The sequence below is a fragment of the Acidobacteriota bacterium genome (genome assembly GCA_028874215.1).
GTDB lineage: Bacteria > Acidobacteriota > UBA6911 > RPQK01 > JAJDTT01 > JAJDTT01.
Window position 1 is genome coordinate 61,424 of record JAPPLF010000097.1, and the last position, 22,580, is coordinate 84,003.

General features: G+C 58.9%; 14 protein-coding genes. 5 read left to right on the plus strand and 9 right to left on the minus strand.

Features of this window, described 5'->3' with window-relative positions; translation table 11 throughout:
• The first annotated feature begins 155 nt into the window (after positions 1–155).
• A complete protein-coding gene (locus OXT71_19555) occupies positions 156–1,862 on the plus strand; it encodes a GWxTD domain-containing protein (protein MDE2928585.1) in 1,707 nt (568 codons plus the stop codon).
• An 81-nt stretch (positions 1,863–1,943) separates the two neighbouring features.
• On the opposite strand, the gene OXT71_19560 is transcribed toward OXT71_19555, so the two are convergent.
• On the minus strand, positions 1,944–3,197 hold the full coding sequence (locus OXT71_19560) for a sialidase family protein (GenBank protein ID MDE2928586.1): 1,254 nt from the start codon (positions 3,195–3,197) through the stop codon (positions 1,944–1,946).
• A 33-nt stretch (positions 3,198–3,230) separates the two neighbouring features.
• The gene (locus tag OXT71_19565; GenBank protein ID MDE2928587.1) at positions 3,231–4,559 is read right to left on the minus strand and encodes a sialidase family protein; all 1,329 of its coding nucleotides are present in this window, start codon (positions 4,557–4,559) and stop codon (positions 3,231–3,233) included.
• Between the two features lie 631 nt (positions 4,560–5,190).
• Between OXT71_19565 and OXT71_19570 the strand changes: the two genes are divergently transcribed.
• The gene (locus tag OXT71_19570) at positions 5,191–6,780 is read left to right on the plus strand and encodes a hypothetical protein (GenBank protein MDE2928588.1); all 1,590 of its coding nucleotides are present in this window, start codon (positions 5,191–5,193) and stop codon (positions 6,778–6,780) included.
• A gap of 101 nt (positions 6,781–6,881) precedes the next feature.
• Positions 6,882–8,294: a lamin tail domain-containing protein gene (locus tag OXT71_19575; GenBank protein MDE2928589.1), complete on the plus strand. Its 1,413-nt coding sequence runs from the start codon at positions 6,882–6,884 to the stop codon at positions 8,292–8,294.
• A gap of 25 nt (positions 8,295–8,319) precedes the next feature.
• Here OXT71_19575 and OXT71_19580 read toward each other — a convergent pair whose 3' ends face one another.
• Complete coding sequence (locus OXT71_19580; GenBank protein MDE2928590.1) at positions 8,320–9,687, minus strand: sialidase family protein; 1,368 nt, start codon at positions 9,685–9,687, stop codon at positions 8,320–8,322.
• Positions 9,687–10,895: a sialidase family protein gene (locus OXT71_19585; GenBank protein MDE2928591.1), complete on the minus strand. Its 1,209-nt coding sequence runs from the start codon at positions 10,893–10,895 to the stop codon at positions 9,687–9,689. The genes OXT71_19580 and OXT71_19585 overlap by 1 nt, the downstream gene beginning before the upstream one ends.
• 551 nt (positions 10,896–11,446) lie before the next feature.
• On the opposite strand from OXT71_19585, the gene OXT71_19590 reads away from it, so the two are divergent.
• Entirely contained in the window at positions 11,447–12,259 is an 813-nt protein-coding gene (locus tag OXT71_19590) for a polysaccharide deacetylase family protein (GenBank protein MDE2928592.1), read from the plus strand.
• A 3-nt stretch (positions 12,260–12,262) separates the two neighbouring features.
• Here the strand turns inward: OXT71_19590 and OXT71_19595 are convergent, their stop codons facing one another.
• The 5 genes from OXT71_19595 to OXT71_19615 form a co-directional block, all read right to left on the minus strand.
• Positions 12,263–14,071: a hypothetical protein gene (locus OXT71_19595; GenBank protein ID MDE2928593.1), complete on the minus strand. Its 1,809-nt coding sequence runs from the start codon at positions 14,069–14,071 to the stop codon at positions 12,263–12,265.
• A gap of 166 nt (positions 14,072–14,237) precedes the next feature.
• On the minus strand, positions 14,238–15,689 hold the full coding sequence (locus tag OXT71_19600) for an aldehyde dehydrogenase family protein (GenBank protein MDE2928594.1): 1,452 nt from the start codon (positions 15,687–15,689) through the stop codon (positions 14,238–14,240).
• A gap of 170 nt (positions 15,690–15,859) precedes the next feature.
• On the minus strand, positions 15,860–17,506 hold the full coding sequence (locus OXT71_19605; protein MDE2928595.1) for a CRTAC1 family protein: 1,647 nt from the start codon (positions 17,504–17,506) through the stop codon (positions 15,860–15,862).
• A gap of 67 nt (positions 17,507–17,573) precedes the next feature.
• Entirely contained in the window at positions 17,574–18,671 is a 1,098-nt protein-coding gene (locus tag OXT71_19610; protein MDE2928596.1) for a CehA/McbA family metallohydrolase, read from the minus strand.
• Between the two features lie 68 nt (positions 18,672–18,739).
• Positions 18,740–20,623 carry a hypothetical protein gene (locus tag OXT71_19615; protein MDE2928597.1) on the minus strand — a complete coding sequence of 628 codons (1,884 nt, stop codon included), beginning with the start codon at positions 20,621–20,623 and terminating at the stop codon, positions 18,740–18,742.
• Between the two features lie 127 nt (positions 20,624–20,750).
• Between OXT71_19615 and OXT71_19620 the strand changes: the two genes are divergently transcribed.
• Positions 20,751–22,331, plus strand: coding sequence for a hypothetical protein (locus tag OXT71_19620; protein ID MDE2928598.1), 1,581 nt, complete (start codon positions 20,751–20,753; stop codon positions 22,329–22,331).
• The last annotated feature ends 249 nt before the right edge of the window (positions 22,332–22,580 follow it).

Consider the following 22,580-nt stretch of genomic DNA (forward strand, 5'->3'; position numbering starts at 1 on the left):
GAACACAATATTGATCCCAGGCTCCATCGATAGGTTCAAGCCGGATCCCGAGTCCTTTAGAAATTGTGGTCTGCTCCATTGATTTGTCGGAAACAGCGATCAATCAGACACAGCGGGGATACTCATAGGCCGGCATTCGCCAAATCCCAGAGGGAATGATCTCTGTTATCCGGAGGCGGCGGGGGGCGTTCGATATCTGGCGAGTCCGCTCACTTGCCGTCTCCCCGCGAACGCTTTTCTGGGTTATACTTCTCGCAGTGATTCCTTCCGTTTTTCGGCCTTCTCTCTGCGTCGTTTTCCTCATGGGGCCCCTCTCAAGCCTGAATACAGCATGGACAGAAGCTGCTGCTGAGGAGAAAGCAGTCCAGCGTCACGAGGAGTCCGACGACTATTTCGAGAAGTGGCTAGAGGAGGACGTCGTCTACATCATCAGTGAGGACGAGAAGGAGGTATTCGAGAGCCTTTCCACAGCGCAGGAGAAGGAGAGGTTCATCGAGCAGTTCTGGTTTCGGAGAGATCCAGATCCTCTTACGGCCGCTAACGAGTTCAAAGAAGAACACTATCGCCGGATCGCCTATGCCAATGAGAGATTCTCCAGCGGAGATCTTGGATGGTTTACGGATCGGGGCCGAGTTTACATCATCCACGGTCCCCCGGCGCAGATCGAATCCCACCCCGCGGGAGGAACCTATGAACGGCCCTTTTTCGAAGGAGGTGGTACGACTTCTACATTTCCCTTCGAGATTTGGAGATACCGATACATTGAGGGGATCGGAACGGACGTCGTCATAGAGTTTGTCGATCCCACCCTGACCGGGGAATACCGGCTGGCGCTTCGGCCGCAGGAAAAGGATGCCCTACGCTATGTTTCCGGGACCGGGCTTACCTTCCAGGAGGAGATGGGGCTGGCTTCCAAAGCCGATCGTCATCTTCGCTCCTACACCGACTTCGGGTCGCAGAGAATCAGGGATCGTCCCTTCGCTCGATACGAGACCTATGTTCAGATCCAGCGTGCGACACCCATCAAGTACCGTGACCTGAAGGGCCTCGTGGATGTCGACGTGACCTTTGATAACCTGCCGTTTTCTCACCGAGTGGATTACTTCGGCCTCAACGACGAGTTGGTTTTGGTGCTGCTCAGTGCCGAGCTTGAAACCCGGGAACTCACGTTTGACCAGGAAACAATGAACCGTCGAGCCCGGGTAGCGATTTACGGAATCGTGACCAGTCTGTCCAATCGGATCGCCGGTGAGTTCGAAACGGAGCTTGTTGCAAGGTGGGAAGCGCACCGCGACCGCTATGCCTTTCAGAGAATTCTTGTCTTGGAAAGGACGGGCAGATACAAGCTGGGTCTAGTGATCAGGGACCTGAACAGCGGAAAGACCGGGGTCCGGCGCCTGGGTCTGATTCCACCTCGTCCAGAATCCGACCTGACAGCGAGTTCCGTTTTTCTCTCCAAGTCCGTCAGGCAACTCGAAGAAGTCCCCGATCAGGAAAAAATGTTTGTTCTGGGCGACTTGCATATCCGACCCAGCCTGGACAACGTCTTTGGTCCCTCGGATCAGCTCTACCACTACGTTCAGGTTTACAACTTCGCGTTCGATCAAGCGACGATGCTCCCTTCTCTCAAGCTGGAATATGAAATCCGACGGGAGGACCGACCAGTATTGAAGGTGATTGAAGAACAGGGAAAATCCATTCAGTTCGTCTCTTCTCAGCGCGTCGTTCTGCTGCAGCCGTTCTCTCTGAGCAAGCTGCAGGCAGGCCCCTACAAGATCGCTTTGACGGTCACGGATTTGATCGGCGAAGGCGAGGTTCAAGTCACGGACCATTTTGAAGTGACCCCCAAGACCCCCGGTTGAGCGCGCTCCTCCTCCTCGCGGCTTGTGTCCGGGTGGCCAAATCAGCTTGGCTGCGTCTCCCAGGAGGTGCCCACTCGGAAATCACGAGTTCCCTTTCTCCAACCATATTTCGTCAAAGAGACTCACGTAGATCCCAGATGGGTTCACCCGGCCCTCCACCTTTTCGGTGGAGTAGCCGTAGTAGGCACACAGGATCGTGCCGTCCTCCAATTGCGTGGCCTGCGGATATCCAATGTCGGAATTGCCCGGTTCCCACACGCGCAGTTCCTTCATCGTCTTTAGATCCCAGCTTCTGCCTTCATCTCGACTCAAGATCGCCCTGACCGAAAAAGGGGGACGACGATGGCCATAAACCAGCAGCAACGCTCCGCTTTGCAAACGCTTCAGGTAGGCGGGATGACCCCACACGAGCGTCCTGACAGGACGGCTCCAGGTCAAGCCGTTGTCATGTGATTCCGCCTGGTAGAGATAATCCCACCGGGCATACCGATCATGACGCGATTCCGGCTTCGTGACCGCGCGAGGCCGGTCGACGCGCAACAGGGCCAACACCTTCCCGTTGGGGCCGGCCAGGATACCGGGCTCTCCCCACCAGAAAGGGTGGGGGTTGGGAATATGTGAAAAATAGCGCCAGGATCGACCCTCGTCTTCACTGCGCAGGAAAACGGAGGTCCCTCGCATTCCAGCTCCACCGTAGGACTGGCTGTACGCGGACCCGGCAGCCAGCAGAGCGCCGTCGCTGGTCCGGTCCATGGTGTGGAACTTAAAGTTTGGATAGGGCCCCACATCCGTCAGGGGTACGGCTTGCACCGAAGGCAAACCGTTCGAGTACGGCATCCAGCCCACCTGCCCCTTTTGGATCAGGGCATAGGAGAGCACGTGGGATCTCATGAAGGTGATGGTAACCATGCCGCCGTCGTGGAGAGGCTCGCCATAGGACGCATCGATTATCTTGCCGACCCAGGGAGGGCGGTCGGTCGTCACCCAGTTATGGCCTCCGTCGTCCGAGATCGACCAGTGATGAACGGACACGGAATGATAGTGGTGGTGAGTCTGCAGATTCTGGAGCTTGTCGATCTCTGCCATGCCATAGGACAGAACGATCTGTTTCGGGGTCAGGATCACCTGCGGGGCGTTGGCGAAGTATCCCAGGCTGCGCCGCGGCGTACCAAGCGGCGGTGTGCAGACGGCCACATTCACCTTGGTGCCTGGTGGACGCCCGGAGGGTTCCTGTTCAATAGGGGCGGAAGCCGGACCAGAGGCGAACGCCCTGTGGCCGGCCAGCGTCGCGCCAGCGGCAGTCCCCACAAAACCTCGACGGGTGATTCGACTCATGATCATGCCTCCTTTCGCGACGGGAAGGGTGAGTCATTTCCGCTGTACCTCGATGGGCAGAACAAAGATGCGGGTGAGATCGCCCGCGTGGGCCGGTTTTGGTTTTGCCCCGCGGTCATAAACGAGAAGCAGCCGATTCGGGGAGACTTCCACCATCTCGGTATAGGCCGAGGTCTGAGTGCGTCCCTCACGACCAGGAGTGGATGCGTCGTACGCGTAAGAGCCGATGCGATAGGTGGCGTCAGGCGCCCATCCGTTGTGGTGCTCTGCGATATCGATGCTCTGCCAGCTTTCACCTCGGCGATCGGTGGAAAGCCAAAGCCAGATACCGGGCCGGCCGGTGGAGATGACGATCGTTCCATTGGCGACGCGCTGCATGCTGGGTTCCACGCTGTAGGCAGGGATGGGTTCCGCTTTCGTCCAGCTGCGGCCCCCATCACTGCTGTAGGTTCGGTGCAGGTACCAGGGGAGGCCGCTGCCCACGCGAAAAACGGCCATCAGATCTCCATCCTCAAGCTGGATGAGGGCCGTTTCGCTGGGACCATTGGCCCCCCTCTTGGGCGACTCGGGCATGACGGCAGGATCGGAGATCGTAGAAAAGTAGCGCCAGGTCCGTCCCCGGTCTTCGGAGACAAAAAGCAGGCTGCTCATCAATTCCTCCGGATACGAATTTGTGCTGAGGTATCCGGTGACGAAAAGCTTCCCTTCCCGTTCAAAAGCGTTGCCGTCCAGTTTGGTCCGCGCAATCCAGTTCGTTCGTGGAATGGGGCTGGGAAACATATCCACGGCCCAGGGCAGGTCCACGATTTTCGTTCCACCCGGTTCAAAGATGAGTCGATCTCCTCCTTGTTCAAAGCGGCAGTATGGAGCATGGAGGTTGTGTCTGTCCTCGGGGTCCGACTGATAGAAATGGGAAGGTATAGCCAGCAGAGAGCCCTCAATTTGGGGAAAATAGATCCAAGGCTGATGATCGGGAATCAGGTCGTAGCGATGTCCCCAGGTCTTGCCCCCATCCTTGGAGATCTGGAAGGCCCTGAGGTAAACCGGCTCTTCGTTCGTATCCCCCACCAGCGAATAGGTCACCATAAGTTCACCCGTAGGGAATTTTGCAATGGTGGGAAGAGGGTGAATGAAAGCCCAGGGCCCATCCGAACCGCTCCGCCACGCCCTCTGGGCGGTTATCTGGATGGGTCGGCCCAAGCGCACCTGCAGCCCTTCTAACTTCACCTCGCTCAGTACTTCCGCTGCGAACGTGCCTGAAGCATGAATTCGCTGGGTTTGGTCGCAGCTAGAAATAGACACTAGTACCCACAGCAGTAACGTCCGCTTCGACCAGAAGCTGTAGTCATGCAATTGGTCCATGCCACTTCCCCTTACCACTCAATTATGTTGGTGATATTCGGCTGGCCGGGGATCACGTCGAAACACCCAGCCTTCCGGGATTCGCGATTGATTATCTCCTTCCTCGCTGGTACTTTATAAGTTATAAATGAGTCGGTGGCAAGTCGCTACCTCAACGGCGAGGCGCTCGTTGCCTAGCCTGGAAAGCAACGGCGTTTGCCGGGCTGGCGGAAGTGGACGCGTAGCGGTTCTAATGCCATGGCAGCGGTTCGTATGCCATGGAGGATGGCTACGCACTCCTCCTCAAGAAGCGGGCTTGGGAATCGTTGTCAGCGACGGAATCAAGAACCGCTATCTTTTCGTCCCGGGCAGTCGAGAGCAATGCGGCGTAGTCGGCAACGTCATGACAGATTGAGAATTCCGTGCTTTTTTGACCCGGAGTAGAACGATGCACAACCGACGAATATTCCTGGGAAGGGCAGGCGCTCTCGCCGGCATGGTCCCCGCCTCTCTTGGCCAAAGCCTGCACGGAACTGGACGAACCCCAACCAAATTGAAACCAGTCAAGGGGCGACGGCGACGGATTGTCTGGAACAACGACGGCAGCGACATGTTGCAGCCGGCATACGCCGGCGGAAAATGGCCGATTCCGATGAAATCCGTGAAGGCTTTTCTCGAGGGTACGCTCAAGTGCGTCGAAGGCACTCAGGTCGACAGCATATTTTATTGTGCCCACGTGAATGAACCGGACTGGGAGATTCCCACCAAGTACATTAAGGTCTTGGGGGCGAACCCGGTCAAGCACGTGGTGGATTTTGCCCACCGCAACGGAATGGAGTTTTTCTACGCCATCCGTATGAATGACGTCCATGCGGGCCGCTATCCGGCCAAACCCTCCTACTGGCCGCCCTTTCGGCTCCAGCATCCGGAACTTCTGATGGGTTATATCTCCCGCGAACACTGGGAGCAGAAAGTCACGCCCTGGGTCGAGCGATTCATGGCCATTGAAAAAGAACGTTGGGAAAGGAAGCTCTACGATCCACAAAAGGAAGTGGAATTGCGCCGCCTGGCAGAGCAAGAACATCCGCTCGCGGAGGTGTTCCAGCGCAACGGAGTGGCCTCGCGTGACCTGTGGTTCTGGGCAGGTTATGACTGGGCGCTACCTCCCGTGCGATCTCGTTACCTGGAAGTCGTCGAAGGCGCTTGCCGACGTTACGATCTGGAGGGCATCGAGCTCGACTGGCTGAGACACACCGGGTATTTCAAGCTGGGCGAGGAACGCCGCAACATCCCCATCATGAACGACTTCGTTCGCCAAGTGCGGCAGCGTCTGGACCACTATGCCCAGAAAAGAGGCCGTCCCATTTTGCTGGCGGTAAGGACTCCTGACACGATCGACGCAAGTTTGTCGATCGGACTGGATCCGGAGACGTGGGTCCGTGAAGGTTGGGTCGATCTTTTGATGGCCGGAACGGGTCTGATGCCGTTTTCAGTTCCCATGGCCGAGTGGGTGGACCTCGGGCACCGTTATCACGTCCCGGTCTACGGATGCCTGGACCGCTTGTATGCCACCTTTCGCACCGGCCGCCCGAAATACGACATGCGGGACCCTGACATCGAAGGAGACGACGCATCGCACTACGACTCCGTTAATGCGGCTTGTCATCGGTTTTGGAACGAAGGCGTAGACGGCATCTACGTGTACAATTGGCACACGCATCACGGCCCCACCGATCCCCGGGATTACGGTACGGTGCCACGGGTCGGCGAGCCAGGACCTCTGGTGCGCCGGAACAAGCTCTATCGGATCGATACCGATAATTATTACTCCAGTGGCGCCATCGGGGACAGTTGCATGCCCCCTCAGTTGCCGAAAGCTTTCACCACTCAGGCGGGTCCTTCCAGTGATCGCTTCACTTTGCGGATTGCGGACGATCCTGACTCCGTTGCTCGCGCGGCGCTGCAGATCCGGTGGAAGCGGCCCGGGGACCCCAGTCGAGCCAGTTGGCAACTGAATGGGACACCTTTATCGGACCCCCGGCCCTTGTCTGTCAAAGGGTATGGAGCATCCTACGGGTTCGGGTTCCAGGAGGAAGCTGGTTGGAGCGCGTTTGAAGTCTCCCCCCAGGCCTTGAAAAGAGGAGAAAACAAGCTGCGGATCGTGGTCCAGCCTCCTGACGCTGGTGACCCGGCCAGACCCGTCGAACTACTCGAAATCCGCCTCTGGATCGGCTATTCCTGAAGCTTCTGCCGCAGATGCGGAACACTCAATTTGAGGAAACGCAGTAGTTGAGTATTTGTGACCGGCGCCGGCATCGACCGCTTGGCCCGGTAGAGGGAGTCATGCTCAAACCCTTTTCAATTTGTGTGGCAATCCTTTACGCCGTATGTCTGGTCTGGGGAGAGCCGGGAGACAAGGGCGTCCTTTTCGTGAATGAAATCATGACCGCCAGTGCATTTGCCAACGGGGCGATGGATGAAGATGGCGATTTCCAAGGCTGGATCGAACTCTACAACAGCGGAGACAACGCGATCGAACTGACCGGCTATTACCTTTCCAATGATCCTCAGCAGCCCAGGAGATGGAGATTCCCGGCTGGCGATGTTTCCCCTCACGGGTTTCTGGTGATCTGGGCCTCCGCCAAGAACAAGATCGGAGCCAACGGAGAGCTGCACGCGAACTTTCGGCTATCGGGTGCCGGGCCGGTTCTTCTCACCGCCCCCGACGGAATCACGTTGATAGACTCGCTTCAGGCCCCTTCCGAAATCGACAGTGACGAATCCTATGGAAGACATCCTGACGGGCGCGACGAGCGGATTTTCTATACCAACCTGACCAGTACGCCGGGAAAGTCGAATCGAGAGCCGGAATTCTGGGCCAAGGTGATCAACCGTGCCCCCTTTCCCCCTCGAGACTACGGTGGCGATGTGGTTTTCGCCGGGAAAATGTGGCTTCTCGGGGGCTGGCCCGGGAGAAAAAAGGATGTCTGGCACTCCCCTGACGGGATTAACTGGACGCTGGCAACGGCAAACCCTGGTTGGCCGGGGCGCCATGTCTTCGGCTGCGTGGTCTTCAACGACAGAATCTGGGTCATCGGCGGGACGTCGCTTGAGTCTGACGTTTGGCACTCCAGCAACGGCGTCGACTGGATCCAGGCGACTTCCCAGGCTCCCTGGGGACCCGACAAACCGGGCCGTGCTGTTGTCCACAGGGGCAAGATGTGGTTCCTCGCCCATGGGAAGACGCTTTGGTCCTCGACCGACGGAGTCGACTGGACCCAGACCATGAGCCAGGCTCCTTGGCCTGAACGGGGAAGCCCCACTTTTCAAGTCTTCAAGGATCGGCTGTGGGTGATGGGAGGAGGCACCTGGAGAACGGGTGACGACGCCGTCTACAACGACGTCTGGTATTCCTCCGACGGTATGAACTGGTCGTGTGCGACCAGGAGTGCGCCTTGGCCTGCGAGGCGGTGGGCGGCCAGTCAGGTTTATCGCAACAAACTGTGGCTCGTGGGAGGGCACTACGGTCTGGATGGCGATCCGAAAAACTACAACGATGTCTGGTATACGGAAGACGGTGTCCACTGGGAACCCTTCATCTCGAAGACGATCTTTACCCCTCGGCACTCCTCTCAGTCCTGGGTTTACCAAGACACCCTGTGGCTGGCGGGCGGTTACTATCACTCCTTCGCCCTCTATAACGATGTGTGGAAGCTGACCCTGACTGAAATCCAGGAGACTGTGCCGCAGGAATGATCAGGGACCACGGCGGGATCCCCGATTAATCGCGTTGCAACTCTATCGGCAAGACGAAAATGCGGCTCCGTTCACCCGAATCGACGGGCGTCGCACCCCAGCCGAAGGGAGCGCGGTCGTACACCAGCAGCAGCCGGTTGGCCGAGATCTCCACGATCTCCGTGTAGGAGGTGGTCTGACCCCTTCCGCCTCTTTGGCCCTGCTGGGAAATGAGATAGCCGGCGTCCGGCGCCCAGCGGTTGTGATGTTCGAGGATGTCGATGTCCTGCCAGGTCTGCGCACGGGCGTCGGTGGAGAACCATACGCGTATACCGGGGCGGCCGCTGGAGAGCACGATCGTGTCGTTCTGGGTTCGGACCATACTCGGCTCCACGCTGAAGGGGGGGATGGGCTCCGCCCGGGTCCAGGACCGGCCTCCATCGCTGCTGTAGGCCCGGCCCAGGTCCAAGAAACTGCCGACTCGAAACACCGCCATGAGGTCACCATCGGCCAACTGGATCATCGATGTCTCACTGGCCTCCAGAAGTTCCCGAGGCCAGGGTCGACCCTGGAAACGCGGGTCTTCAGGATCCCGCCTCCTGGCGTCAGCAGTCATCACAAAAGGATCAGCCACGGTTGAGAAGTAGCGCCATGTCCGTCCCTTATTTTCAGAAACAAAGAGCAGGCTGATCACCTTCTCTTCTTTTCGAGGCTCCAGGTTCCCCCCGGTCCTCATGTATCCGTTGGCCAGGAGACGATCGCCCATCTGAAGAGCATCGCCGCAGAACTTCAGTCGGGCAATCCAGTTGGTTCGAGGGATCTGGCTCGGAAACGTGCCCACCGGCCAAGGCCAGTCCGCTACCCGCACACCGCCCGGTTCCACAACAACGCGGCTCCCGCCGCGCTCGAAAAGAGTGTAGCTGGTGTGAAGGTTGTGTCTTTCCTCCCGATCGGGTTGGTAGAGATGGGCCAGGATGGCCAGTAGAGATCCATCTGCCTGAGGTACGAAAATGGATGGTTGAAGGTCGGGGATGAGGTCATAGCGGTGTCCCCAGCTGCGGCCGCCATTTCTGGAGGTCTGAAAACCGCGAACCGAATAGGGATTCGCATTGGAATCGGCTGATACGGCATAGGTCACCATCAATTCGCCGGAAGGAAATTTGGCCAGAGTTGGAAACCAGGCATGACCGATGGTTTGGGTCACCTGGATGGGCTGTCCCAGACGAACGGTCAGGCGTTGCAACCTCACCGTCGTCATTTCACCGGTGGCAAGAAGGTGGAGTTGCGGTGCAAAACCGGAAGCCCACAGCCAAGCCCCGAGGAGAAACACGATCCTCTTCCCGTGCCCTGGCCTGTGATCGCACTGGTCGATCATGATTTCCTCCCGGTCGAGAGGGTTTTTTATAGGGATCATCAATCTCCTTCGCTGCGCACCTCGATGGGCAGCACGAAGATGCGCGTGAGTTCGTGCGGGTGCGACGCCGATGGTTTCGCCCCCCGGTCGTATACGAGCAGCAGCCGGTTGGCCGAAATCTCCACGATCTCCGTGTAAGACGTGGTCCGACTCCTTCCGCCCCTTTGGCCCCGCGGAGAAATGCTGTAGCCGGCGTCTGGAGCCCAGCGGTTGTGATGTTTGAGGATGTCGATGTCCTGCCAAGTCTGAGCACGGGCGTCGGTTGAGAACCAGACACGTAGACCGGGGCGGCCACTGGAGAGCACGATGGTGTCATTCTGGGTGCGAACCATACTCGGCTCCACGCTGAAGGGGGGGATGGGCTCCGCCTGGGTCCAGGAACGGCCTCCATCGCTGCTGTAGGCCCGGCCCAGGTCCAAGAAACTGCCGACTCGAAACACCGCCATGAGGTCTCCATCGGCCAACTGGATCATCGATGTCTCACTGGCCTCCAGGAGTTCCTGAGGCCAGGGTCGACCCTGGAAACGCGGGTCTTCAGGATCCCGCCGCCTGGCGGCAGCAATCATCACAAAAGGATCAGCCACGGTTGAGAAGTAGCGCCATGTCCGTCCCTTATCTTCAGAAACAAAGAGCAGGCTGATCACCTTCTCTTCCTTTCGAGGCTCCAGGTTTCCGCCTGTCCTCATGTACCCGGTGGCCAGGAGACGATCGCCCATCTGAAGAGCATCGCCGCAAAACTTCAGTCGGGCAATCCAATTGGTTCGAGGCATCTGGCTCGGAAACGTACCCACCGGCCAGGGCCAGTCCACCACTTGAGTTCCAGCCGGTTCCATGACCAACCGATCCCCTCCCTGCTCAAAGCGAGAGTAGGTCGAATGCAGGTTGTGCGGATCCTCCGGATCCGCCTGGTAGAAGTGGGAAGGTATGGCCAATAGGGAACCGTCGTCCCGTGGGACGTAGATCCAAGGTTGATGGTCGGGGATCAGGTCGTTGCGATGTCCCCAGCTCCTACCCCCGTCCCTGGAGATCTGGAAGCCTCTGAGGTAAGTCGGGTTTTCGTTGGTGTCGGCCACCAGCGAGTAGGTCACCATCAATTCGCCGGAAGGAAATTTGGCCAGAGTTGGAAACCAGGCACGACCGGTGGTTTGGGTCACCTCGATCGGCTGTCCCAGACGAACGGTCAGGCGCTGCAACCTCACTTTCGTCATTTCGCCGGTGGCAAGAAGGTGGGGCTGCGGTGCAATGCCGGAAACCCACAGCCAGGGCGCAAGGAACAGCACGATCCTCTTCGCGTGCATTGGACTGTGACTGCACTGGTCGATCATGATTTCCTCCCGGTCGAGAGGTCCAAGGATAAATCTTACGGTAGAAATCCAACCGGGAACAGGGCTATGGCCAAGCGACATTCTCCAGCGTCCTGTCCTCGACCAGCCGGCAAAGGTTCTCGGCGATGGCAGATTCGTGGCCCTAAACGTTGCAGACCCGGCAGCCGGACGGAACTGCTGAGAAGTCAAGGCCTTCGGTGTCGGCACCCAGGTAGTGGATCAGGCACAAGGACGTTCGGTCCTGCCTCAACCATGCCGATTGGAACCTTACGCTCGGAGATCCAGCTCGCTGAGCATGATCTCGCTGGCTTCCGGCTTGAAGGTGAAGTAGAGTTCGCACTACAGGTGCGATTTCTGGCGAAAGGTCAACCGTCTCAAGGCCTTTGCCACGTGGCTCTCCTTGGGCCGGGTAGCCACCTTCTGAGAACTCAGAAATGAACCCCCGATCCGTTCCCATCTTGACCTATCACCACGTTCATCCCGACGGGCACCCGGCATTGCAGCGCGCCTCCAGGAAGGGTCTGCTCGGCCACATGGCCGCCAGCGGGTTCCGGAGCCATCTCGAATTGCTGACCGGGACGGGGTGGCAGATTCGCTCTACATCAGAGATTATCGACTGGCTGATCGACAAAACCCAGATTCCGCAACAGACGGTAGCAATCCACTTTGATAACGGGTGGCTGGATACTTGGGAGACCGCCAGAGCCGTACTTGACGAGTTCGGAGCGAAGGCGCTCGTCTATATCATTGGCGGCGCCACGGAGCAGATCTCAGCACGATCCGGCGTCCCGCAGAGATGGAATCTTCGCACCCGGACCGAGGGCCACGTGAGCTCGGAGGACCATACGCTGATGAGCTGGGAGCAGGTGCATGATCTGCTGGACTGCGGCTGGGAAGTGGGGGCTCATACGCTTACCCATCCGCGGCTGACCCGGGTGTTGGCGGAGCAAGGCAAGGAGGAAGTGAGGCGCGAGATCGAGGAATCGAATCAGATCCTGCGACGACGACTGGGCATTGAACCGGTCCACTTCGCCTACCCCAGCGGCGATTGGAACGAAGAAGTCGAGAGAATCGTAGCGCCCTATTACCGCTCCGTCCGGCTTTGGCGCAAGGGCCCGCCCTGGTACTTCACCCACCCGGACACGCCGCCCTCGAGGATCGAGTGCCAAAACATCGACACTTCGGTCTCAACCGGACAGATCCGCGCGTTTCTCGCAGCGGCAGCCCGAGGTGAGCCTATGGCCTAGCTGTCAGGCGCCTGAGACAAGCGAGACACGGACCTGCAGCAACTCAACGGGCACGGAGGGCTTCCGTCCCTGTCGAGGATGGACCGTCAGCTCCAAGGTATTGTTCCCATTTCTCAGCGTACCCGGATCCACCTTGTAGCTCAGCCAGCCAGCTTCTTCTTGAAAACCCAGGCCGTAGCCAGCTTCCGTGTACTGCCGGCTGGTTTCCGGGGAAATGTACCCTTTCGGTGAAGCCGGTTGCGGATTGGAGACCGGCTGGCCGTTGAGTTTCCAGGTGGCCCGTTCCCCGTCGGTTGCGTCTTTCCATTGGGTCAGCACCGTCGCTGCCGACACGGCATCGGGCTCATCAGCGATGGTCACGGCGAACCGCACGCTACTGGACCCCGACCGGGTGGTAAACACGCGGGGCAACTGGCCGGGTATGTTCCGCGTCCTGGAAGGCCGGTCCGGGTCGATGGCATAGAGCTTGTTCTTGCCTGCCAGGGCCTTTGGATCCCCTACCCGAGGCACCGTACCGTAGTCTTTCGGATCGGTGGGGCCGTGATGGGTGTGCCAATCAAAGAGGTAGATTCCGTCTACTCCCTCTTCCCAAAACCGATGGGAGGCTGCATGGACCGCGGTGTAGTCAGAGGCGACATCTTCTTCCATCTCGGGATCTCGATGATCAAACTTGGGCCGACCGGTGCGAAAAGGGTGCACCAGACGGTCGAGACAGCCGTAGACCGGGATATCGTATCGATGCCCGAGTCGGACCCACTCTTGGATAGGGATGGAAAAGGGCATCAGTCCGGAACCACCAATGATGAGATCCACCCAGAGGTTGCGGGCCCATGCCTCCGGGTCCAGTCCGGCTGACAGGCTCAGCTCGATGCTGTCCGGTGGGCGGACAGCGAGGAGTATCGGACGTCCCCGCCTTTCCCCGTAGTGGTCCAGTGTTTGACGGACCTGATGAACGAAGTCGTTCATGACGGGCGTGTTTCGGCGCTGCTCCCCGAGCTTGAAGAACATGCTGTGCCGGCACCAGTCGAGTTCCACCCCATCCAGGTCGGAGCGGCGGCAGGCTCCTTCCACCACCTCCAGGTATCGAGCCCGGACCTCGGGGAGCGCATAGTTGTAGCCCGCCCAAAAACGGGCGTCGCGAGAAGCCATTCCGTTTCGTTCGATGACGTCTGCCAGCGGATGATCTTCCTCCGCCTGACGGCGCAACTCGACGATCTCTTGGGGGTCATAGAGGTGCTGTTTCTTCTCGATTTCACTGTAGCGTTGAATCCAGGGCAGGGTTTTCTTCTCCCAATGTTGCCTCGAAATGTAACCCAACAGCAGTTCAGGATGTTTGAGCCTGAATGGGGGCCAGTAGGAGGCTTTTGGAGGGAACAGGGAGGCGTGGATGTCATTCATTCGAATGGAGTAAAAAAACTCCATTCCATTCTGGTGCGCGAAGTCGACGACGTGCCTGACCGGATTCGGACCCAGGACTTCGATGTGTCCTGATGGGAACTCCCAGTCGGGCTCGTTGACATGGGCGCAGTAGAAGATGCTGGCTACGTCGGTTCCCTTCACATAGCTAAGCGTGTTCGCCAGGAATTGGCCGGGTGATTCCAGGGGAATCGGCCACTTGCCGCCAGCGTAGGCGGGCTGCAGCATGTCACTGCCGTCGTTGTTCCAGAGAACGGGACGCTTTCGCCGTCTTGCCTTCGCTCTTTCGACAGCCGGATTGGATCCCAGAACGGCAGGGGCGCCGCCGTGGGCAGAAACCGACGAGACCCAGGTTGCGGCAGTCATTTGTTTCAGAAACGTTCGCCGATTCCGCATGTTTCCTTCACCTGTTTGGAGGAAAGTGACGCCTTCGCTGGCCGCCGCGCACTCCCCGGATCAAGGCAATAGACGTGATCGTGGAGACGGCAGAGTAGAGACGCCTGCTACAGATACTGTGTACGCAATCTCGCCCCAAACCCGACGGTTCCGCTCTGCCACGCCTTCAGGAATCGATTTTGGCGCGCCAGTGCACAGACTTCCGAACGGTCAGCTCGCGCAAAAACTCGATCCCGTGGCCGATGCCCAATCCGCTCCCTTTGAAGGGTTCGGCGGGGGCGCCCGGGGCCTGGCCGCGCTCGGTGTTGATCTTGATCATGCCGGCCTTCAGTTTCTCGATGGCAGCCATCGCTCGCGCCGCGCTTTCCGTGCAGACGATGGCCGAGAGCCCGTACTCGGTTGCATTGGCCCGCTCGATGGCTTCCTCGAAAGAATCCACCTTCACCACCGGGGCCACCGGACCAAACGTTTCCTCATACATCAGGGCCATATCTTCCGTCACGTTGGCCAGCACCGTGGGGGGATAAAAGAAACCGGGCCGATCGAGCCTGCCGCCCCCCGCCAGCACCTCGGCCCCCACCTGGACCGCGCTGTCGACGTGCTGGCGGACCCTTGAGAGCTGAGTCTCGTCGATCATCGGGCCCATCTCGGTCGAGGGATCCAATCCTGGTCCTACTTTGAGAGACCTGGCCGCGTTGACCAGGTTTTCGACGAAGGCGTCCCGCACGCGAGACTGCACGTAGATCCTTTCCGTCGAAGTGCAGATCTGTCCGGCGTTGGCAAAGGCGCAACGTGCGGCCAGCCGCGCCACTGCACGCGGATCCACCGTATCATCGACAATAAAGGCATCGTTGCCCCCGAGTTCCAGAATGACTTTCAGCACCCGCTCTCCGGCGATCCGGCCGATGTGGCGGCCTACCTGGAGGCTTCCGATAAAGCAGACGATGTCCACGTCCGGGTGGCGGACGATCGGCTCTCCCATGGTTGGACCATCGCCATTCAGGTGATTGACTGCCCCGGGAGGCAGGTGATCGAAGACCCGCTCGAAAAAAAGCCGGGTGGCCAGAGGGGTCTTCTCTGAACTTTTCAGCACCACCGTGTTGCCGACCATCAGGTTGCACACCGCCAGTTCCACGGAGGCGATCACGGGAAAGTTCCAGACGCTGATACAGGCGGCCACGCCCCGTGGCTCCCAGCGCTGAAAGACCAGATCACCGGCCTGCGAACCCAGGTGGCGCGAGTCCAGGTAGATTCCAATCTCCGCCACTTGGTTGGTCAGGCCCACGCAAGCGTCAAGCTCGGAGTAGGCCTCGGCCAGGGGCTTACCGTTTTCTCGAGTCAGCAGAGGCGCCACTTCATCCCGGCAGGCCTGCATCTTGCGCGCGGCCGCCCGAAGCTGGACCGCGCGCGCAGGCGGGGAAAGAGCCCCCCATTCCCGGCCTGCCTCCACGGCTGCCTCTACCGCAGCAGCCGCATCCGCTGGATCACCGCGCGGCACGTCTACGATATGATCCAAATTGGAGGGGTCGTGGATGGACAGAGATTCGGTCCCATGGGAGGGGACCGAACGCCCGCCGATCCACTGAGTCTGGGCTGCGGCCACGGCTGTTGTTTCCATTAGAACTCCGTCGGGACGGGTTGGATATTGACTCCGGCTGAGGCGCCGGCCAGCACACTCTGGTGCGAATTATAACACTGGCATTGAATGAGTCCGCAACTTTGTCAGAACGGTGTGAGGACGGCCCGGCTTGCAGCCGAAGGGTCCGGCACAAGAGGGTTGCAGGACGGTCACTTCTCCGGTTCGGTAACGTCCAGGATCTGGTTTGGCAGGACGTTGCGCAGAGTTTGCTGAATCCCCGAAGGCCACTGGATCTCCACACTTTCAATCCGTCCAGCATCTCCCAAGCCGAAATGAACCCGATGATCGTTTGCGGATTGGTAGCTGGAAGCGCTGCTCACCGTCCAATACTGGGTCAGGCTGCCGGCGCGCAGCTTGACTCGCGCTCCCAGGCCGAAACGATTGCTCTTCCGGCCCAAGAGCCGCAGCAGAATCCAATTCCGTCGGTTGCCGCCCTGATTCAACAGCAGGCTGGGACGCCCGTTCAGATTCGAGACCACGATATCCTGGTCGCCGTCGTTGTCGAAGTCCCCGAATGCAGCACCACGGCTCACCAGCGGGGTCTGAAAAATCGTTCCGCTGCTGGTCGAGACGTTCTCGAATGCGCCGTTGGCCAGATTCCGTAACAGAAGGGGAGCCTGGGCGTACTTCACGTGGCGCAGGTACAGAGAGACATTGTCCATCACATGGCTGTTGGCCGTGAAGATGTCTTTCCAGCCGTCGTTGTCGTAGTCGAAAAAACGCGTTCCCCAGCCCGTGTGCGCCAGCGTCATCTGGCCAATGCCGGTGGCAAAGCGCACATCGGTAAAGCTTCCGTCCCCGTTGTTCTCGAAGATGACGTACATGTCACCGGTCAGGGTCGTGATGATCAGATCGGGATAGGCGTCATTGTTATAATCCTGAAAATCGACTCCCATTCCTCCAAAGGTGTCGCCATCGCTGTTGTAGGCCACCCCGGCGGCCAGAGCGACTTCAGAGAAACTTCCGTCCCGGTTGTTTTTGAACAGAAGGCACGGGCTACGATCATTCGCCACGTATATGTCGATCCATCCGTCGAGATCGTAGTCGGCGAAAGCGACCCCTAAACCTTTGCCTTGCGACTCCCCTATGCCCGAGGGAGCGGAGACATCCGTGAAGGTGCCGTCACCATTGTTTCGATACAGAAGGTCGGAGATCCCACCATAGCGGTCCGGAATACAGTAGCTGCGATAGCCGGGTCCGGGCTTGCCACAATACGGATTATTGTCGAAATCCCAATCCAGATATCGGACCACATAGAGGTCCAGATCACCGTCCCGGTCGTAGTCCAGGAAGGCGGCACTGCTGGACCAATGATGCCCGGCGACCCGAGCTGCGCCCGTAACATCGGTAAAGCGACCGGTCCCCTCGTTCCGGTACAAGGAATTGCGCCCAAAGCGAGTCACATAGAGATCCACGTCCCCGTCGTTGTCGTAATCACCCGTTGCCACCCCCATCCCATATCCGCTTCCCGCCATGCCGGCGGAAACCGTGACATCCTGGAAGCCTTCCCCGTTGAGGTTGCGATAGAGACGGTCCGCATAAGCGCCGCTCTTGGGCATCGAAATGGCTTCCGCCGAAGTGGCTCGCTGGAGGGGAAATCCATTGACCAGGAATAGGTCCAGGAATCCATCCGAATCGAAGTCGAGCACGCCGACACCCCCACCCATGGTTTCGATCAGGTACTTGTGCTCGGTTGGAGATGCCTGCTGTCTGAAGCTTAAACCCCAGGTTACGCCAGCCTCCCGGTAGACCACCGGAGGGGCTTGTACGGTGCCGCCCAGGAGGACGGCCGTCATCAGAAGGATGGGAACCTTATCTTTCTTGATGTTTCAACTCTCTGAGAATCCGCAGTGCCTTCTCCCATCAGAAGAGATTCGAAATGTGTGGATCGAGCCGCGGACATCCAACCTCAGCGGGGCGCCCCCTTAACCGTGAACCGTCATCCGGACACTGCCGCGGCGGTTCTCCCTCCCGGCTCAGGTCGATCGGATTGGACCAGGCACGGCCGTCTTCGCCGTCCCACAACTCGATCCGGACGTAACACCCAACGACTCGAGGCCGCTGCCAGTAGCCCCGATCCAGAAACCGATCGGTCATCTCCGCGACCTTGCCGGGAGTGGCCAGGGCGGAAAGCGGTGCCCGGGCCTCCGTCAGGCACTCGCCCGCTGGCACCACCCGGCGGACGCCGAGCCAGGGTGACGAGGCGAACCAGACCGAACGAACGGGCGTGGTCTTCACCCGGATCTCGCCGTCCTCTACCGCGATCTCCTCGATTCGAGGCCCGGTCGTGGAGTAGAAGCGGCCCTGCCGGATAGCCTCCAAGATTTCGGCGGAAGTCCGAGTCCGCGCCCAGACCATAATCCAAGCTTCGGCCTGATCACGAAACGGCTGCCGACCCAGGGGTGCAAATGTCAACTCGGGACGGACCCCACTATGCCGGTCGTCGCTGGCCACGCCCCAGAGCCTGTGCCCTCCGGCCAGCAATTCGTCCCATTGGGCGGTGGAATCGCCACGGCGCCCGTTCCAGTGGTTAGGTGAGTTGAAGATCTCGATTCCCACCAGACCCTTCAATCGGGAGATGGCGGCGGAAGAGACGCCACTCAGGGAGGGATGGGAGAGAAAGGGGACTCCACCCTGCTCCAGCACTTCATCGATGACTCGCTGCGGGCTTGCCATTTGGCTCGTCATACGCTGGATTCCCAGGGCCAGGACCTCAGCTGGAAAAGTCTCCTGCCACGAGACTCCGATCTCGGCACCCGGCAGGACGAGAATCTCGCGGGATGGGTGCCCGCTGACATCGGTGACCAGGTTGTGGTCGGTGACGAAGAGGAAATCGTACTCGTGTCGGGCGTACCACTTCGCCAGTTCGTTCAGGCCGAAGAGACCGTCCGAATTGGTGGTATGGCTATGGACGTTGCCCCGGTACCACTGGCCCGAGCCGTCAAAAAGATGAATCGGCATATCTCAAAACCACCTGCTTCCGAACTGCGAACCCTTCTCGGCCTGACCTAGTTTCAGCGGAAATGATACTAACCGTAGCCGATTCGAATGCGAACATCTACGATCTGTACGGGCTCGGCGGGGTCACCCCGAGGGGGAGGTTCGACAGTTACCCGAAGTGTGTTCTTGCCTTTTTTCAAGTTCCGCGGATCGATTTTGAATTCAACCCAGCCCGCGTCGTCTATCCAACCGACGCCATACCCTCCGTAGCGTTTGACTTTCGCTTCAACGGGCTCGGAAAGGGAGACGCCGTTGAGTTCCCACTTGAATCGGCGGCGGTCCGCTCCCTCGGCCCGCTCAAGGTCCCAGCTCGCAATGGCCGGAGGACGGGTCGAATCGGCGGTACTGTATTGAGCCTGCACAAAAACTTCCGACGCGCTGGTGGGATCATCGGCGATCGTCAGCTGGAAGGTAGCTTCTGACGGACCCGCCTGGGTGGAAAAAGCCCGGGGCAGTTGACTGGCCAGACACCCATCGGCCAGACAGCCGAGCCGGGCGTAGCCGGGGTCAATCCGGTAAAGCTTGTTCCGCCGGGCCAGAGCATTCGGGTCTTCTATCGATGGCATCCTGCCGTAATCTGCAGGATTGGTGGGGCCGTGGTGAGTGTGCCAGTCATAGAGACAGATGCCGTCGGTCCCCGCTTCCCAGAAGCGGTAGCTGGCGGCGTCAACGGCTTCGTAGTTGGAAGCCAAGCCTCCTTCCATCTCAGGGTCCCGAACATCCCACTTGGGCCGTCCAGTCTGAAATGGTACGTAGATTCGATCCAGACACCCATAGACAGGAACGTCATAACGGTGGCCCAGGGCGACCCATTCTTCGATCGGCATCGTGAACGGCATCCCACCAGAGCCAGCCAGCAGAAGATCGATCCACCCTTTCCTAGCCCACGTCTCGGGATCCAGGCCCAGAGACAGTGAAAGCTCCAGCGAATCAGGCGTGCGACCGCTGGCCAACAGGATGGGTCGGCCGCGCCGTTCTCCGTAGTAATCCAGACGCTGGCGCACTTGGTGGACAAAGTCGTTCATCACGGAAATATTGCGCCGTTCCTGCCCCAACTTGAAGAAACCGTAATGACGGGCCCAGTCCAATTCCACACCGTCCAGGTCGTAGCGCTCGCAGGCACCTTCAATCACTCGCAGGTAGCGGGCCCTGACTTCGGCACGAGCCCAGTCATAGCCGCCCCAGAACCACAGATCGCGCGAAGCCACGCCCTCCCGTTGAAACACGTCCTTCAGGGGGTGCGCTGCTTCCGATTGCCTGAGAAGCTCCGTCTCCTTCTCGGGGTGATACAGCTTCGCCTTCCAACGCTGTTCCTCGATGGGCATGAATCGACCCAGCCAGGGGACAATCTTTTCTTCCCAGTGGGTTCGTGAGATATAGCCAAGCAGGAGTTCAGGATGGGCCAACTTGAAGGAGGACCAGTATCCGGCTTTCGGAGCGTAACGCGAGCAGTGCACATCGTTCATGCGTATGGAATAGAAGAACTCCTTGTGATGTTTGTGGGCGAAGTCGACGACATGCTGGACCGGATTCGGCCCCAACACGTCAATGTATTTTTTCGGGAACTCCCAATCCGGCTCATTGGTGTGAGCGCAATAGAGGATGGTCTCGACGGGCGTGGCTTCCACAAATCGCAGAGTACCGCCCCAGAACTGCTCGACTGATTCCAGCGGAGTGGGCCATTTCCCACCAGCGTAAGCGATGGACTGGATGTCGCTGCCATCGTTATTCCAGATGATAGGGCGTTTTTGCTGCCTCGCTTTCGTTCTCTCGCGAACGAGTTTCGGCTGCAAAAACCGGCTGCGCCCAGCACCCGGAAAAACTGTTGAGGCACACAGGCCAACCCCGCCGATTCCCTTCAGAAAGGCTCTTCGATTTTCCATTTTTGCTTCCGATTCCCAGATCTCGGACATCAGGTGGTTACAGGACGACTTATTGTGAGGCAACGCCGCCCGTTCATTCTTGCAGATCTGGTCAGTATAATTTTCCGCAGCGATGATGATCGGCCTTCGTTTATTTGTCCTGGCCTCGATTCTTCCAGTGTCACCATTCCCCCCGAACCTGGAAGGGGCTGTCCCTCTGTTCGACAACTTGGGCACCCATCATCACCCTGTCACCACTACCTCACCCCTGGCCCAACGCTACTTTGACCAGGGCCTCCGACTCTATTACGCCTTCAATAACGACGAAGCGCTCCGGTCTTTCCAGCAGGCGGCTCGGCTGGACCCGAACTGTGCCATGGCCTATTGGGGGATCGCCTTGGCCCTGGGCCCAAATATCAATATGCCCATGACGCGGCAGGGAGAAGATACGGCCTACCGGGCGATCCAAATCGCGGAGTCGCTATCGAACGCTGCCAGCGAACGGGAGCGTGCATACATTGCCGCTCTTGGTCGACGATACTCACATCAAGGCGGAGGCGACCCGGCGGTGCGCGGGAGATCCTACGCGGCTGCCATGCGAGACCTGGCCAACCGATTTCCTCGGGATCCGGACGCGGGCACTCTATTCGGCGGAGCACTGCTCAATTTGCGTCCCTGGGATCAGTGGACGCCCGACGGCAGACCTCAACCGGGCACGCTCGAAGCCGTGGCGACGCTGGAAGGCGTATTGCAGCTCAATCCGAATCATCCGGGAGCCAACCACTACTACATCCATGCCCTGGAGGCCTCTCCCTATCCGGAAAAGGCACTTCCGGCGGCGGAACGCATTGACGAGTTGATGCCGGGAGCCGGCCACCTTGTTCATATGCCCTCTCATATTTACTTTCGCCTGGGGCGATACGCAGAGGCCGTCGAGAGCAGCAGACGCGGCGCCGCGGTTGATCGGGAGTACATTCGAAAATGGAACCCGCAAGGAAATTATCGGGAGATGTTTTATCCTCATAACATCTATTTCGAGTGGGCGGCCCTGATGATGGAAGGCCGCAGCACCGAAGTTCTTCGTGCGGCGGGAGACCTTTCTGAGATTTACTCTTACGAGACGGCTCGGAACAGACCCTTTGTCGAATTCTTCATGCCAGTCTTCCTTTTTTCGTTGGCACGCTTCGGGAAGTGGGACGATATCCTACGGCAACCCCGTCCCCCCAATGAACTCAGATACCTGACCGGCATGTGGCACTACGCCCGAGGATTGGCGCTCGCAGCAAGAGGACAACCCAACAAGGCATCCTTCGAGAAAGAACGTTTGGCCGATATAGCGGCAACTGTTGCCTCGCGCGTGCCCCTGGTCGGTAATTCTCCTGCCGTGTTACTCCGTTTGGCATCCACCGTCCTCACTGGAGAACTGGCTGCCAGACGGGGCGGGACGGAGGATGCGGTCCACCACCTTCAAGAGGCGGTGCAACTTCATGATCAACTCCGCTATGACGAGCCTCCGGCTTGGTACTATCCCGTGCGACAGGCCTTGGGAGCAGTTCTGCTGGCAGCCGGCCGTGCGCAGGAGGCCGAGCAGATTTACCGGGACGATCTTGAGAAGCATCCACGCAACGGCTGGTCTCTGTTTGGACTGGCAGAGTGCCTGCGAGTTCAAGAAAAAGATGAGGAAGCCGCCGCAGTGGACGTGGAGTTCCGCAAGGCATGGGCTCGCGCCGATGTGACGCTTGAGGCATCGCGATTCTGAGGTCTTCCTGTCATCCTCGAAAAAATCTGCTCGCACCCAGAGAGATCCTGCGACGATCATTTCGACTCCAAACGGGATGAAAGCTGAGATGAGACATCGGTCCGTGTATGCCATGGGGGATCTCTTAAGCTGAACTTCCAGAGTGGAATCGACGTAATTCACTGATTATAAATCAGATAGGTCAAGATCTCGATTCACGCTACTGGGTACACCTATAGGCGAACTCCCAGCCGGTCCAGCGCCTGCTGT

What these genes read in the sequence shown, in the direction of transcription:
- OXT71_19555 (MDE2928585.1), top strand. Translation starts at nt 156, where the DNA reads ATGATCTCTGTTATCCGGAGGCGGCGGGGGGCGTTCGATATCTGGCGA.
- OXT71_19560 (MDE2928586.1), bottom strand. Translation starts at nt 3,197, where the DNA reads ATGAGTCGAATCACCCGTCGAGGTTTTGTGGGGACTGCCGCTGGCGCG.
- OXT71_19565 (MDE2928587.1), bottom strand. Translation starts at nt 4,559, where the DNA reads ATGGACCAATTGCATGACTACAGCTTCTGGTCGAAGCGGACGTTACTG.
- OXT71_19570 (MDE2928588.1), top strand. Translation starts at nt 5,191, where the DNA reads ATGAAATCCGTGAAGGCTTTTCTCGAGGGTACGCTCAAGTGCGTCGAA.
- OXT71_19575 (MDE2928589.1), top strand. Translation starts at nt 6,882, where the DNA reads ATGCTCAAACCCTTTTCAATTTGTGTGGCAATCCTTTACGCCGTATGT.
- OXT71_19580 (MDE2928590.1), bottom strand. Translation starts at nt 9,687, where the DNA reads ATGATCCCTATAAAAAACCCTCTCGACCGGGAGGAAATCATGATCGAC.
- OXT71_19585 (MDE2928591.1), bottom strand. Translation starts at nt 10,895, where the DNA reads ATGACGAAAGTGAGGTTGCAGCGCCTGACCGTTCGTCTGGGACAGCCG.
- OXT71_19590 (MDE2928592.1), top strand. Translation starts at nt 11,447, where the DNA reads ATGAACCCCCGATCCGTTCCCATCTTGACCTATCACCACGTTCATCCC.
- OXT71_19595 (MDE2928593.1), bottom strand. Translation starts at nt 14,071, where the DNA reads ATGCGGAATCGGCGAACGTTTCTGAAACAAATGACTGCCGCAACCTGG.
- OXT71_19600 (MDE2928594.1), bottom strand. Translation starts at nt 15,689, where the DNA reads ATGGAAACAACAGCCGTGGCCGCAGCCCAGACTCAGTGGATCGGCGGG.
- OXT71_19605 (MDE2928595.1), bottom strand. Translation starts at nt 17,506, where the DNA reads ATGACGGCCGTCCTCCTGGGCGGCACCGTACAAGCCCCTCCGGTGGTC.
- OXT71_19610 (MDE2928596.1), bottom strand. Translation starts at nt 18,671, where the DNA reads ATGCCGATTCATCTTTTTGACGGCTCGGGCCAGTGGTACCGGGGCAAC.
- OXT71_19615 (MDE2928597.1), bottom strand. Translation starts at nt 20,623, where the DNA reads ATGTCCGAGATCTGGGAATCGGAAGCAAAAATGGAAAATCGAAGAGCC.